Raw genomic sequence first — 13850 nt, 5'->3', positions numbered from 1 at the left:
CGGCAGCAGGCTCAGACTGGACCCATGGGTGACGGGCCGGCGATCGAGCTGACCGGACTGACCAAGAGGTACGGGCCGGTGATGGGAATCGACGGCCTGAGCCTCACCGTGAGACCAGGTGAGGTGTTCGGCTTCCTCGGGCCGAACGGCGCGGGAAAGACGACCACGCTGCGGTGCCTGACCGGGCTCCTCCGGCCGAGCGAGGGATGCGTAAGAGTACTCGGGCTGGACCCGATCGCCGATCACCGCCGGGTGGCCCCACAGCTGGGGTACCTGCCGGGCGAACTGCGCCTGTACCCGGAACTCTCCGGAGCGGAAACACTCGATCTCCTGTCCGCACTGCAGGGAGCTCCTGTGCCCCGCCGCGGCGAGCTGTGCGACCGGCTGGGCCTGACACCCGCGATCCTCGGCCGCCCCGTCGGGGGTTACTCGCGGGGTATGAAGCAGAAGCTCGGGCTGGTGCAGGCGATGCAGCACGATCCGCACCTGGTGGTGCTCGACGAACCGACCGAGGGCCTCGACCCGTTGGTCCAGGAGACGTTCTTTGCGCTGCTGGGCGAGGCGTCCGCCGCGGGACGCACCGTCCTGCTCTCCAGCCACATCCTGCCCGAGGTGCAGCGCACGTGCGGTCGGGTGGCGATCATCCGGGAGGGACGGCTCGTCACGGTCCAGAGCGTGGCCGGCCTGCGCGAGGCCCGCGCCAGGCGGATCAGGCTGTCCTTCGTGGACGGGCAGGGGCCACGGCCATTGGGCGGCGCAGAACGTTGGGCTCCACGTTGGCAGGGGGACCGGGTGGAGCTGCTCGTGCCACCGAGCGAGGTGGTGAGCGCCCTGCGCACACTGCTCGACATGACGGTCGCCGACGTCACGGTGGAAGAGGCCGGGCTGGACGAGGCATTCATGGACTTGTACCGCAACGGCGCCGGGCGGGAGGAGCCGTGAGACGACAGTGGCCGCTGCTGTGGCTCGCCCTGTACCGGCGGCGCCGGATGCTGGCTGCCCTGCTCGTCGGGATGGTCGTCTTCGAGGCGCTCATCGTGGTGGTCGCCAACGCGATTCCTCCGGGGCAGCTCTTCTCCGCGGGCGGGAAGGGACCGCCCTCGGCGTACCGGGCCTTCAGCGGGTCCAGCGGCGACGTGTCGATCGCCAGCTACCCCGGGCTGCTGGGCGCCGGTCTCACCCACCCGTTCTGGATCGCCATGCAGCTCACCGCGATCGGATCGCTTGCTGCGGCCGCCGTGGCCGCGGACGTGGAATCCGGGACGGTGGAACTCGTCATGGTGCGTCCCATCAGCCGTTCCCGGCTGCTGACGGAGCGGACCGCCGCGCTGGTGCTCGCGGCGCTGGCCCTGAACCTGGCGGCAACCCTCACGGTCGCGGTGGGGGTGGCGCTGTCACCGGCCATCCACGGTGCGGTGCCGATCGGCGGGGTGTTCGCCGCGGGGGTCATGGGACTCGGCTTCGCCCTGTGCCTGATCGGGCCGGCAATGGCCGTATCGGCGGCGGGACGACGGCGGGCACAGGTGGTCGGCGCGACCATCGCGATCGGAGCCGTAGGATTCGCCATCAACTTCATCGCGCTGGCCTGGTCGCCGGCAGCATCGCTGAGGTTCCTCAGCCCGTTCCATTACTACGCCCCCGGCGACGCGCTGGCCGAAGGCGACGTGCTCTGGCCCCAGCTCGGGATCCTTGTCGGAACGGGAGTGCTGGGCATCCTGCTGGCTCACCTGCTGCTCCAACGCCGAGACCTCGCGCCGTGAGCGCAGCTGCGGTCGAGAGGCCGGAGCAGCGGCCGACCCCGTGCCCTAGTCCGCAGTGGCCTCAGTGCGGCCAGGACCAGCCTGCGACCTCCGGCAGGTCCGTGCCGTGCTCGCGGATCCAGCTGTGGTGGCGGATGCGCTGGTCGGCCATGGCCTGGCGGAGTCCCTCGGCGCGACCGGCGAGGCCGGGGACGCGGTCGATGACGTCCATGACGAGCCGGTAGCGGTCCATGTCGTTGCGCACGACCATGTCGAAGGGGGTGGTTGTGGTGCCGGACTCCTTGTAGCCGCGGACGTGCAGCTTGGGGTGGCCGGTCCGGCGGTAGGCGAGGCGGTGGATGAGCCACGGGTAGCCGTGGTAGGCGAAGATCACCGGCTTGTCGGTGGTGAAGAGGGCGTCGTACTCGGCGTCCGTCATGCCGTGGGGGTGTTCCTCGTGGGGCATGAGCCGGGCGATGTCGACGACGTTGACGACGCGGACGGCCAGCGAGCGGAGGTGCTCGCGGAGCAGGGCCGCTGCGGCCAGCACCTCCATGGTGGGCACGTCACCGGCGCAGGCGAGTACGACGTCCGGTTCGCGGGAGCCGTGGTCGGTTCCCGCCCACTCCCAGACGCCTGCGCCGCGCGTCACGTGGGTGCGGGCCTCGTCGATCGGCAGCCAGTCGAAGCAGGGCTGCTTGCCGGCGACGATCACGTTGACCTGATCGCGGCTGCGCAGGGCGTGATCGGCGACGGCGAGGAGGGTGTTGGCGTCCGGTGGCAGGTAGACCCGTACGACCTCGGGGCTCTTGTTGAGGACGTGGTCGACGAATCCGGGGTCCTGGTGGGAGAAGCCGTTGTTGTCCTGGCGCCAGACGTGCGAGGTGAGCAGGTAGTTGAGAGAGGAGATCGGGGCCCGCCAGGACAACTCGCTTGAGGTCTTAAGCCACTTGATGTGCTGGCCGACCATGGAGTCGACGATGTGCGCGAAGGCTTCGTAGGTGGAGAAGAGTCCGTGGCGGCCGGTGAGGAGGTAGCCCTCCAGCCAGCCCTGGCAGACATGTTCGGACAGGATCTCCATGACGCGGCCATCGCGGGACAGGTTGCGGTCCGTCGCCTCCGTCATGCCCTGCCAGGCCTTGCCGGTGGCGTCGTACAGGTCGTCCAGCCGGTTCGAGGCGGTCTCATCCGGTCCGACGACCCTGAAGTCACGCCGAGCGGCGGTGTCGTGCATGACCCGGGTGAGGAAGCGTCCCAGGACGCGCGTCGGTTCGTGGAGGGTGCGCCCCGGCTTGTCGACCGGGACGGCGTGCGCGTCAAGCGGGGGCAGCGGGAGCGGTCGCAACAGCCGGCCGCCGTTCGCGTACGGGACGGCGCCCAGGCGGCGCTCGCCCTGCGGGACGCACGCCAGGACCTGCTCGGTGGGGCGCCCGTCGGCGTCGAAGAGCTCCTGTGGCCGGTACGAGCGCAGCCAGTCCTCCAACTGTCGGAGGTGGGCGGGGTTCTCGCGTACTCCGGCGAGCGGGACCTGGTGAGCCCGCCACGTGCCCTCTACCGGGTCGCCGTCGACGGTCGCGGGGCCGGTCCAGCCCTTGGGGGTGCGCAGCACGATCATCGGCCAGCGTGCGCGCTCGCGCTGCGGGCCGGTACCCGCTGTCCGGGCTTCCTGCTGGATGAGCGCGATGCGGTCCACGGCGTGGTCCACGGCGCGGGCCATGGCGTGATGGACCTGGGCGGGGTCGCTTCCGGTCACGTACAGCGGATCGTGCCCGTAACCGCGCAGCAGCGCATCGAGCTCGTCCTCAGGGATCCGGGACAGCACCGTCGGATTGGCGATCTTGTAGCCGTTCAGGTGCAGGATCGGCAGGACCGCGCCGTCGTGGACCGGGTCGAGGAATTTGTTCGAGTGCCAGGACGCCGCCAGCGGCCCCGTCTCGGCCTCGCCGTCCCCGATGACGCAGGCGACCAGCAGGCCGGGGTGGTCGAAGGCGGCTCCGTAGGCGTGGGCGAGGGCGTATCCGAGCTCTCCGCCTTCATGGATGGAGCCGGGCGTCTCGGGGGCCACGTGGCTCGGCACGCCGCCGGGGAAGGAGAACTGCCGGAAGAGCTTCGCCATGCCGGCCGCGTCCCGCGTGATGTCCGGGTAAGTCTCGGTGTACGTGCCTTCCAGCCAGGAGTTGGCGAGGACGGCGGGGCCTCCGTGGCCCGGGCCCCAGACACACAGGGCGTCCAGCGAGCGGTCCTTGATCACGCGGTTGAGGTGGGTGTGGATGAGGTTCAGGCCGGGGGAGGTGCCCCAGTGGCCGAGCAGTCGTGGCTTGATGTGCTCGGGCCTCAGCGGCTCGGTGAGCAGGGGGTTGTCCATGAGGTAGATCTGGCCGACTGCGAGGTAGTTGGCGGCGCGCCAGTGCGCGTCGAGTTCCGGGATGGGATGCGAGGTCATGCCCGCTCCTGTGTGCGACGGTCCGGGACGTTCGTCGACTGAGCCGATGCCTCCACACTGCCTTCCCCGGGTCGGCGCCGCGAGGGGAGGACCGGCCCTGGGGGAGGGACTGTTGGCCCCTGTGTGCCACGGCGTTCAGCCGGGAGGGTGAGGTCAGCGGCGCCGGTCCCCCCGGCCGGCGCCGCTCCCCTGACGACCGACCTCGATGCCCCGGCATCGGTACGGAGGACAGACTCGTGAAGCGCACCCTGGTTGTCGGAGTGGACGGATCCCCTCAGAGCCGGGCCGCGGCGGACTGGGCCGCACGGGAAGCCGTACGGCGTGACCTGCCCCTGCACGTGGTCCACGCCTGGCTGTGGCAGCCGCTCGCAGCCCCGATCGTCCAGGACCGGGGCACCGAAGCCCGCCGCGCCGACGACGTCCTGAAGGAGGTGGAGGACGAGCTCACCCGCCGGTACCCGGGGCTGGCCCTCACCGCGGAGGTGCTCTCCGACGCGCCCGTGCCGGCCCTGCTGCACGCCGCCAAGGGCGCTGAGATCCTGGTCGTCGGCTCGCGCGGGTACGGAGCCCTGGTCGGTTTCCTGCTTGGCTCATACGGTCGGCAGGTGATCGCCGCCGCCGAGTGCCCCGTGGTCTCCGTGCGCTCCGCGCACGGCAGGCCGGTGGCCATGCCGGAAGAGGGCGAGGTCGTCGTCGGACAGCAGGGCGGCGTGAAGGAGTCCGCCGAGGTGCTGCGCGTCGCCTTCGAGGCGGCCGCGGCACGCAGGGTGCCGCTCCGTGCGGTCCGTGCCTGGAGCCTGCCGCCGGTCTACGGCTACAGTCCCGGGTCGATGTGGATCGCCGACCAGTTCGGTGGCCTGGAGCCGTACGAGAAGGCCGCGCTGGAGCAGGCGCTGGAGCCGTGGCGGCTGAAGTACCCGGCGGTCGAAGTCATCGCGCACGTGGAACAGGGCAGCGGTGGCCAGGTGCTGCTCAGCGCCGCGTCGGACGCGCAGCTGCTCGTCGTGGGCCGCCGGGTCCGCGAATCGGCGGTGGGGGCACGCATCGGGTCCGTGGCCCATGCCGTCCTGCACCACGCGGTCTGTCCTGTCGCGGTGGTCCCGCACGCCTGATCCGGCCCGGGCCAGGGCGGAGGGCTGGCACGCGGAGGTACAGCGTGCCCGGCCGCCGGCTATTCCGGGGTCGGGACGGGGCGCTGGCTCGGCGGGATCAGAGTATGACTGGCGATCACGGCGGCTTGGACGCGGCGCTCCACGCCCAGTTTGGTGAACAAGCGCGAGATGATGTTCTTGACGGTCTTCTCCGCGAGGTACATCCGTTTGCCGATTTCCCGGTTGGTGAGCCCCTCACTGACCAGGACGAGGACCTCCTTCTCGCGGTCGGTGAAGCCGGGCAGCCCCGGGACCTGTTTCTCCTTCGGCACGTCACCGCGCATGCGAGCCATCAGCCGGGTCGTGGCTCCGGGATCGAGCATGGACTGGCCGGCCGCGACCGTGCGGACGGCGGTGACCAGGTCTGTCCCGGTGATCTGCTTCAACACGTAACCGGAGGCGCCCGCCATCACGGCGTCCAGCAGGGCCTCCTCGTCGTCGAACGAGGTGAGCATCAGGCAGGCCAGGTCGGGCATCCGCGAGCGCAGCTCACGGCACACGCTCACGCCGTCACCGTCCTGGAGCCGTACGTCGAGGACCGCCACCTGGGGACGCAGCGCGGGGATGCGGATCAGGGCCTGTTCCGCCGTGCCCGCCTCACCGACCACGTTCAGGTCGGGCTCCGCGTCCAGCAGGTCGTGCACCCCTCGGCGTACGACCTCGTGGTCGTCGAGGAGGAAGACCGTGATCGGCGTCCTGGTGGGGGAAGGGCCACTGCTGTCGGTCATGACACAACTCCTTCGCCTGGGTTCGTCCTGAGAAGACGAACTCCCGCATCCTGCCTGCCGAAGGGGCCGAACGGACAGGGCCGATCGGCCCTCATCCGGCCCTTACCCGCGCGACGGGGCACCCGGGGACAGGGACCTTCGGCCCTGCGCGGGGGGCATGTGGACCTTCCCGGGGCCGGACCGCGTGCGGTGAGCTGGTGCCGCACGGGGAGAGGGGCGGCTCGACCGCAGAGCCGCACGCAGCGTGGAGGTTCCATGACGACTACCTTGATCGATCTGAAGACCGCAGTGAGGAGCGACGGCGACGTGCGCGGCACCTTGGCAGGAGAACTCGACTTCCACACGGCGCGGCAGGTAGAACCCCGGCTCACCGCCCTCGCCGCATACGGTCACCGCAGCCTCGTCCTCGACCTGTCCGGGATCTCCTTCTGCGACAGCGCGGGCATCGACCTCTTCCTGCGCGTGCACCACCGCTGCTACTCGGCCGGAACCCGGTTCCGGCTGTGCGGCGTGCCGCCTCTGGTGGCCAAGTCGATGCGGGTGCTCGGCGCCGACCGCGAGCTGCGGCTCGTGGTGGCTTGACCAGGGCGGTGTCCGAAACCGGGGCCCGGTTCGGGACCGTTGGGCCCTGGTTCTCGTGGTGATCGAGAGAGGCTGGTGACTCGGAAGCCGCAAGAACCGATCGATACCGGATGAAGGTGCGCAGCATGGACCAGGCCGGCGGCATACGGCGCCCCGACGGTCAGGATGGCGAGATGACGGCCACCCGGCGCATGCGCGAGCTCGACAGGGCCGAGGCGCTCAGGCTCGTGGCGACGGTGTCCCTGGGGCGCATCGTCTTCACGCGGCACGCGCTGCCCGCCGTCCGTCCGGTCAACCATCTCGTCGAGGGCGGGGACATCATCGTGCGGATCCACGACGACGGGGCACTCGCCTCCCTCGCGGCCCCCGCCGATGTCCCCGGTGCGGTCGTCGCCTACGAAGCGGACGCCATCGATCCCGTCACCCACTTCGGCTGGAGCGTCGTCATCACCGGCTACGCGTGCCCGGTGACCGACGCCGACGAGGCGGCCCGGGTCGCCTCCCTGCTGCGTCCCTGGGTGGGACGCCCCATGACCCGAGCCCTGCGGATCCGTCCCGACCTCGTCGCCGGATTCCGGCTGGAGGCGGAGCGGACGCTGCCGGAGCCGACTGCACTGGGATGATCGCGTCGGGACCGTCAGCTCCCGGTGGGGAGCGGCGCCCGCCAGACGAGCCGGCTGCCCCCCTCGCCGGGGGTGTCCACGGTGAAGGACCCGCCCAGGCCCCGCGCCCGGTCGTCGAGGTTGAGCAGACCGCTCCGGCGGCCCTGTGCCGGGATGCCCCTGCCGTTGTCGGAGACCGTCAGTACGACCTCGCCCGGGTCCGCCTTGAGGGCCACGGCGACCCGGGTCGCCCCCGCGTGGCGGGCGGCGTTGCTCAGGAGCTCGCCCAGCGCCGCCATGACGTGGTCGGCCACCTCGGACGGGACGTCCGTGTCGAGCAGGCCCTCCATGCTCAGGCGCGGCGGATGGCCGAGGGTGGTGGCCGCGTCGCCCACGGCCCGGGCGGCGCGGGCCCGCAGACCCGGTCCGCTCCCACGGTCCTTGGTGCGCAGACCGAAGATCGTCGATCGGATGATCTTGATGGTCTCGTCCAGGTCGTCGACCGCACGGCTAATGCGCTCGGCGGCCCCCTCGTGCTCGACGAGCCGTGCGGCGCTCTGGAGGGTCATTCCCGTGGCGAAGAGCCGCTGGATGGCCAGGTCGTGCAGGTCTCTCGCGATCCGGTCGCGCTCCTCCAGCAGTGCTATCTGCTCGGCGTCACGTCGCCGCTCCGCCAGCTCCAAGGCGATTGCTGCCTGACCCGCGAAGGCGACGAGCGGCTCCAACTCGTTCTCGCCGAAGACGGGCTCGCCGGCTGCGCGCGCGAGGAGGAGCACGCCCCTACTCTCTCCTCCGGCGGTGCCCAGCGGGACCGCGACGGCAGGACCCAGCCCGCCCTGTGTCTGGGCATCGGCCGGATAGCGGTCGTCGTCCGAGGCGTGAACGACCGCCACGGGTTGCCCGGTCCGGTGAGCGGTTCCCGAGAGGGATCCCGCGAAGGGGACGACGAGTCCCTGCCGGGCCTTGCTGTCCGCACCGGCCGCGAACTCCACGAACAAGCCCTCGGCGCCGGGAACCGGCATGGAGATGTCCGAGATCCGGGCGCCCGTGATCTCCTGGGCCCGGAGGGCGATGAGCTCCAGCACCGCCGGACGGGAACTGCCCGACAGCAGGCTCTCGGTGATCTCCGCATTGGCCTTGAGCCACCGCTGCTGGCGCTGCGACCCCTCGTACAGCCGCGCGTTGTCGATCGCCACGCCCGCCGCCACCGAGAGGGTGGAGATCACCGTCTCGTCCTCGGTGTCGAAATCGACGCCGCCCCGCTTGTCGGTCAGATAGAGGTTCCCGAACACCTCGTCCCGCACCCGGATCGGCACGCCGAGAAACGTGCGCATCGGCGGGTGGTGCGGCGGAAAGCCGTACGACGAGGTGTGCGCGCCGAGATCGGTGAGGCGCAAGGGCTCCGGGTGGTGGATGACCTCCCCGAGCAGACCGTGACCGGCCGGCAGGGGACCGATTTCGGCGATGGCCTCCTCGTCGAGCCCCACGGTCAGGAACTGCGACAGGGTGCGGCCGTCGGGGCCGATGACCCCCAGCGCCCCGTAGTCGGCGTCCACGAGCAGGGCCGCTGCCTCCACGATCCGCCGTAGCACCTGGGCCAGATCCAGCTCCCGGCCCACCGAGACGACGGCCTCCAGCAGATTGTGCACCCGGTCGCGGGTGCCGCGTACGGCGTCGATACGCGCTTGGAGCTCGTCGAGCAGCTCGTCCAGCCGCAGCCGAGGCACTTGCGTCAACGGATCCCCCACACCCACGTGATTCCCCTTCGCTGCCCGCCCCGTGCGGGCCAGCGTATCGACAGCCCGGCCTTGCAGGGCGGGGAGCGGCGGGCCAGGGGTCGCCGCTGCCAGCCGGATGCGCGAGCGGGAACGCCGACAGGACGAGGGGATCACGACACGCCGAGGCAAGATCGATCTGCAGGCGGCAATCCGCCGTGACGCCAGCACTCCGCCCGGCGCAGGGCTTCGAGCTGGCTCGCCAGCTCCTGCCGGGCGGTCGAGGTGCGGGCGTACCCGATCCGTACCGGCCGCTCGGTGCGGGGCGCGGGCACGGTCGCGAGTGCGGGGCCCTGCGTCCACGCGTCGCCGGGGAGCCGGTCGGCGTGGACAGGGATCTCCACTTCCTCGCGGGATGCGGGGACGAGGACGCAGCGCGGGGTGTGGTACCTCGCGGCGGTCTTCCCGCCACGATTACGGAAGGCGCTGCCGGCGGGCGCGTCAGAGTTCGGGCAGTCGTGAGGTTCTACCGCCTATGCCGCCTGATTCGGCGTCAAATCCATGCGGGCAAGACTCTCGGAAGCGCCTCGCACAACGTGCGGGTTTCAAGAGGGCTCTTACGAACGACACTCATCGTCGGCGCCGCGACCCGCTTCGACCGTGACGTTCAAGCGGCGTTCACCGCCTGCGTGCAGCTTCGCCACCATGAGGTCACCAATCGCACCGGCCGGACCGAGGAATCATCGGCGCTCGGCGTCTTGCTCACCCAGCGCCACGACGGGCGACGGCCGTGGGACACCAGCACCGTGCGCGTCCACGGGGACCTCGAACTGCCCCCGGAGGACTTGCAGATCCACAGCGAGGCCTGGAACCGGGCTCTCGACAAAGGCGACGCAATTGATCAGGACCGGGCCGAACAGCCTCCAGCACCGACCGGCAGGTGAGAGGAACAGACCTCACGTGACGCTGGCGCTGCGGCGCTCCAGCAGGACCACGTCCCGCCAGGCGCCGTGATGGCGGCCGATGCGCTCGCGGGTGCCGATGACCCGGAATCCGGCCCGCGCGTGGACGGCGAGGCTGGCGGCGTTCTCAGGGAAGACCCCGGACTGGATCGTCCAGATCCCTGCGGCCTCGGTCGACTCCACCAGCGCCGCCAGGAGCTGCCCGGCGACACCGCGGCCCCGGGCGCCGGGGTGGACATAGACGGAGTGCTCGACAACGCCCGCGTACGCGCAACGGTCGGAGACCCGGGTGGCGGCAACCCACCCGAGCACCTTGCCGTCGGTGTCGAGCGCGGCGAAGCGGTGCTCGGGTAGCCTCGCCGCGTCGAACTCGGCCCAGGTCGGGGCGGTGGTCTCGAAGGTGGCGTTGCCCTCGTCGATACCCGCCTGGTAGATCGCCAGGACCTCGTCAGCGTGCCCGTCGGTCAGCGGCGTGATGGTGATGCTCACGCGGTGGCCGCGCGGGTGAGGAGCTGGCCCATGGCCGCGAGGATGGTCGGTTCGACCCGGTAGTACACCCAGGTCCCGCGCCGTTCGGAGGAGAGCAGGCCCGCCTCGCGGAGCTTCTTCAGGTGGTGGGAGACGGTGGGCTGGGAGACGCCGACGTCGGAGATGTCGCACACGCACGCCTCACCGCCCTCGTGGGAGGCGACGGCGGAGAACAGGCGCAGGCGTACCGGGTCGCCGAGGGCCTTGAACATCAGGGCGGTCCGTTCGGCCTCCTCGGCCGTCAGTGGGCGCTCGGTCAGGGGCGGGCAGCACGGGGCCGCGGCCTCCGGCTCCAGCAGCGGCAACACCTTCACAGTGGACATGCCTCCATCATCCTTCAGGCTTCGACAGATGTCTATGTTGACGAATGTCGATACCAGGTGCACTCTTTAGGTCAGGACATCGACAGACGTCGAATCAATTGGGGAGCCGTCGTGAACGCATCCACTGAAGCCCTGCCCGTCGCCGTGATCGGAGCCGGCCCCGCCGGCCTGGCGGCCGCAGCCCACCTCACCGGGCGCGGCATCAAGCCCCTGGTCCTGGAATCCGGAGCAGCCGCCGCCACCGCGGTACGCGAATGGGGTCACGTTCGGCTGTTCTCCACCTGGTCCGAGCTCGTGGACCCGGCCGCCGAGAAGCTTCTGGCCCCTACCGGCTGGACGGCACCCGACGGCGCGACGTACCCCTCCGGCGCCGACTGGGCCGCCCTCTACCTCCAGCCCCTCGCCGACGTCCTAGGGGAAAGGGTCCGCTACGGCGCCACCGTCACCGGCGTCTCCCGCCTCGGCCGCGACCGGATCGTGGACGCCGACCGCGAGCAGCAGCCCTTCACCGTGCGCATCGCGAACGCGGACGGCACCGAGGAGCGCATCCTGGCCTCCGCCGTCATCGACGCCTCCGGCACCTGGTCCACCCCGAGCCCCATCGGCGGCGACGGCCTGCCCGCCCTCGGCGAGAAGGCTGCAGGCGACCGGATCTCCTACCGCATCCCCGACCTCAAGAACCCGGCCACCCGGACCCGGTACGCGGGCAAGCGCACCGCCGTCATCGGCTCGGGCGCCTCCGCCTTCACCGCGCTGGCCTACCTCGCCGACCTCGCCAAGGCCGAGGACGCCACCGGCACACATGCCACCTGGATCCTGCGCCGCGGTATCTCCGGCTCCACCTTCGGCGGCGGCAGCGCCGACCAGCTCCCCGCCCGCGGAGCCCTCGGCCTGGCCGCCAAGGCCGCCGTCGACAACGGCTACGCCGACGCCGTCACCGGCTTCCGCACCGACGCCATCCAGCGCGACAGCGACGGCCGCCTGATCCTGGTCGCCGAGGACGGCCGCCGCCTCGACGCGGTCGACGAGGTCATCGTCCTGACCGGCCTGCGTCCCGACCTGTCCTTCGTCTCCGAGCTGCGCCTGGGCCTGGACGAGCGCCTCCAGGCACCGGTCGAGCTCGCGCCGCTGATCGATCCGAACCAGCACTCGTGCGGCACCGTCTACCCGCACGGCGTGAACGAGCTGTCCCACCCCGAACAGGGCGTCTACCTCGTCGGCATGAAGTCCTACGGCCGCGCCCCGACCTTCCTCGCCATGACCGGCTACGAGCAGGTCCGCTCCATCGCCGCCCACCTCGCCGGCGACCAGGAAGCCGCCGAACGCGTCGAACTCACCCTCCCCGAGACCGGAGTCTGCGGCGGCGCCGGCCTCTTCGACCAGCCCGCGGCCGCCGAAGAGACCAGCGGAGGCGGCTGCTGCGCGGCGCCCGCGACCCTCACCGTCGGCGCCCCCGCCCCCTCTTCCGGCGGCTGCTGAACAACATGCCGCACACCGAGGCCGGCGTGGCCGCGACCGGGACGGGGGTCCGGTCTCGGCCACGCGCCGCACTGCCCGCCCTGTGCGTCACCCAGATCACCAGCTGGGGAATCCTCTACTACGCCTTCCCCGTCCTGAACCCCGCCATCACCGCCGACACCGGCTGGAGCGCGGGCGCCACCACCGCCGCGTTCTCCGCCGCCCTCCTCGTCTCCGCCTTCACCGGCATCTACGTCGGCCGCGTCCTGGACCACCGCGGCCCCCGCCTCGTCATGACCGCCGGCTCCGTCCTCGGCGTGCTCAGCCTGCTCACCGTGGCCGCCGCCCCCAACCTCGCCGTCTTCTCCGCAGGGTGGCTGCTGGCCGGAGCGGCGATGGCCGCCACCTTCTACCAGCCCGCCTTCGCCGCCCTCACCCGCTGGTGGGGCCCCGACCACATCCACGCCCTGACCATCGTCACCCTCGCAGGCGGCCTCGCCTCCACGCTCTACGCACCCCTGACCGCCGTCCTCGCCGACCACATGTCCTGGCGCGGCACCTACACCGCGCTCGCCGCGATCCTCACCCTCGTTACGATCCCCGCCCACGCCCTCGCGCTCAAAGCCCCCTGGCCGCCCGCCGCCAAAGGCCCCGCCCATGCCGCCGACGGCAGCGATTCCGCGGTGCGCAGCAGGGCGTTCGGGATGCTGGCCGCCACCTTCGCCCTCTCCGGGTTCGCGATGTACGCCGTCGTGATGGGACTCGTGCCCCTCCTGCTCGAACGCGGCTACACCACCTCCCAAGCCGCCTGGGCCCTCGGACTCGGCGGCGCCGGACAGACCCTCGGCCGCACCCTCTACGCCACCCTGGCCCGCCGCACCGGCACCACCACCCGCACCACCGCACTGGTCGGCCTCGGCGGCCTCACCACCGCCGCTCTCGGGGTCATCGCCGGGCCTACGCACTCTTGGTCGCACTCGCCGTGGTCGCGGGAACAGTCCGCGGCAACCTCACCCTCCTCCAGGCCACTGCCGTCACCGACCGCTGGGGCACCACCCACTACGGCCGTCTCTCCGGGCTCCTTGCCGCACCAGCCCACACCGCGGCCGCCCTCGCCCCCTTCGCCGGCGCCGCCCTCGCCGCACCGCTCGGCGGCTACCCCGCCCTGTTCGTACTCCTCGCCGCTCTCTCCGCCGTGGCTGCCGTCACCAGCCTCGGAACCCGCCCGCCCCGCCTGCCCACATGACCCCGTGCTCCGCCGGGCTGCTCGGTGCAGAGCAGTTCAGCCTTGCCCGGCCTCGACACGGCGAGCGCGAGGCCCTGCTGCGGCGTGTGCGCGAGTACGAGCAGGCCGCCACCGAACAATTCGACAAACTCCGGGCTCAGCCGGCCACACGCCGAAACGCTCCGTACGCGCCTGCACCACGCCTCGCCTGCCGGGTCCTGACCCGCGGTGACCCGCCACCCCGCTCGCTGTCTGGCCTCGCCCCTGCCGGTGAGGGCGCGATCCCCGCGATCGCGGGCGCTGTCTTCTACACGATGCCCGCCGAGCGGCCCGAGCTCTACGTAGCCGCCGCACTCGTGCTCGCCGCCATCGCTGCATGGTGTTGCGCCTTACG

13 protein-coding genes and 1 pseudogene are annotated in these 13850 nt (G+C 71.5%); 8 read left to right on the top strand and 6 right to left on the bottom strand.

Going from position 1 to position 13850, the window contains the following annotated elements:
* Positions 1 to 24: 24 nt before the first annotated feature.
* A complete protein-coding gene (locus OG982_RS01700) occupies positions 25 to 942 on the top strand; it encodes an ABC transporter ATP-binding protein (RefSeq protein ID WP_266790408.1) in 918 nt (305 codons plus the stop codon).
* Positions 939 to 1760, top strand: coding sequence for an ABC transporter permease subunit (locus OG982_RS01695; RefSeq protein WP_266790409.1), 822 nt, complete (start codon positions 939 to 941; stop codon positions 1758 to 1760). The genes OG982_RS01700 and OG982_RS01695 overlap by 4 nt, the downstream gene beginning before the upstream one ends.
* Positions 1761 to 1821: 61 nt before the next feature.
* Here the strand turns inward: OG982_RS01695 and OG982_RS01690 are convergent, their stop codons facing one another.
* Positions 1822 to 4182 carry a phosphoketolase gene (locus tag OG982_RS01690; protein ID WP_266790410.1) on the bottom strand — a complete coding sequence of 787 codons (2361 nt, stop codon included), beginning with the start codon at positions 4180 to 4182 and terminating at the stop codon, positions 1822 to 1824.
* A 236-nt stretch (positions 4183 to 4418) separates the two neighbouring features.
* Between OG982_RS01690 and OG982_RS01685 the strand changes: the two genes are divergently transcribed.
* Complete coding sequence (locus OG982_RS01685) at positions 4419 to 5294, top strand: universal stress protein (RefSeq protein WP_266790411.1); 876 nt, start codon at positions 4419 to 4421, stop codon at positions 5292 to 5294.
* A gap of 59 nt (positions 5295 to 5353) precedes the next feature.
* On the opposite strand, the gene OG982_RS01680 is transcribed toward OG982_RS01685, so the two are convergent.
* Positions 5354 to 6061: a response regulator transcription factor gene (locus tag OG982_RS01680; protein WP_266790412.1), complete on the bottom strand. Its 708-nt coding sequence runs from the start codon at positions 6059 to 6061 to the stop codon at positions 5354 to 5356.
* Between the two features lie 255 nt (positions 6062 to 6316).
* Between OG982_RS01680 and OG982_RS01675 the strand changes: the two genes are divergently transcribed.
* Both OG982_RS01675 and OG982_RS01670 read left to right on the top strand, forming a co-directional pair.
* Positions 6317 to 6643, top strand: coding sequence for an STAS domain-containing protein (locus tag OG982_RS01675; protein ID WP_266790414.1), 327 nt, complete (start codon positions 6317 to 6319; stop codon positions 6641 to 6643).
* A 173-nt stretch (positions 6644 to 6816) separates the two neighbouring features.
* Complete coding sequence (locus OG982_RS01670; RefSeq protein WP_266947756.1) at positions 6817 to 7266, top strand: pyridoxamine 5'-phosphate oxidase family protein; 450 nt, start codon at positions 6817 to 6819, stop codon at positions 7264 to 7266.
* Positions 7267 to 7280: 14 nt separating this feature from the next.
* Here the strand turns inward: OG982_RS01670 and OG982_RS01665 are convergent, their stop codons facing one another.
* Together OG982_RS01665 and OG982_RS01660 are read right to left on the bottom strand one after the other, a co-directional pair.
* Positions 7281 to 8999 carry a GAF domain-containing sensor histidine kinase gene (locus tag OG982_RS01665; protein WP_266790418.1) on the bottom strand — a complete coding sequence of 573 codons (1719 nt, stop codon included), beginning with the start codon at positions 8997 to 8999 and terminating at the stop codon, positions 7281 to 7283.
* Between the two features lie 134 nt (positions 9000 to 9133).
* On the bottom strand, positions 9134 to 9364 hold the full coding sequence (locus OG982_RS01660; RefSeq protein WP_266947754.1) for a hypothetical protein: 231 nt from the start codon (positions 9362 to 9364) through the stop codon (positions 9134 to 9136).
* 114 nt (positions 9365 to 9478) lie between these two features.
* Here OG982_RS01660 and OG982_RS01655 point away from each other — a divergent pair, with 114 nt between their 5' ends.
* Positions 9479 to 9904: a hypothetical protein gene (locus tag OG982_RS01655; RefSeq protein WP_266790420.1), complete on the top strand. Its 426-nt coding sequence runs from the start codon at positions 9479 to 9481 to the stop codon at positions 9902 to 9904.
* 12 nt (positions 9905 to 9916) lie between these two features.
* On the opposite strand, the gene OG982_RS01650 is transcribed toward OG982_RS01655, so the two are convergent.
* Positions 9917 to 10411: a GNAT family N-acetyltransferase gene (locus tag OG982_RS01650; RefSeq protein WP_266790422.1), complete on the bottom strand. Its 495-nt coding sequence runs from the start codon at positions 10409 to 10411 to the stop codon at positions 9917 to 9919.
* Positions 10408 to 10773 (bottom strand): helix-turn-helix transcriptional regulator, encoded by a 366-nt coding sequence (locus tag OG982_RS01645; RefSeq protein ID WP_266790424.1) that lies wholly within the window; start codon positions 10771 to 10773, stop codon positions 10408 to 10410. Before OG982_RS01645 ends, OG982_RS01650 begins: the two co-directional genes overlap by 4 nt.
* 111 nt (positions 10774 to 10884) lie before the next feature.
* On the opposite strand from OG982_RS01645, the gene OG982_RS01640 reads away from it, so the two are divergent.
* Positions 10885 to 12252, top strand: coding sequence for an NAD(P)-binding domain-containing protein (locus OG982_RS01640; RefSeq protein WP_266790426.1), 1368 nt, complete (start codon positions 10885 to 10887; stop codon positions 12250 to 12252).
* Positions 12253 to 12257: 5 nt separating this feature from the next.
* Positions 12258 to 13477: pseudogene (locus OG982_RS01635) on the top strand (MFS transporter).
* Positions 13478 to 13850 lie beyond the last annotated feature (373 nt).

Source organism: Streptomyces sp. NBC_01551 (assembly GCF_026339935.1).
In the GTDB taxonomy this organism is placed as follows: Bacteria; Actinomycetota; Actinomycetes; order Streptomycetales; family Streptomycetaceae; genus Streptomyces.
Note: the sequence above shows the minus strand (reverse complement) of the source record. Positions and strands in the feature narration are given on the sequence as shown.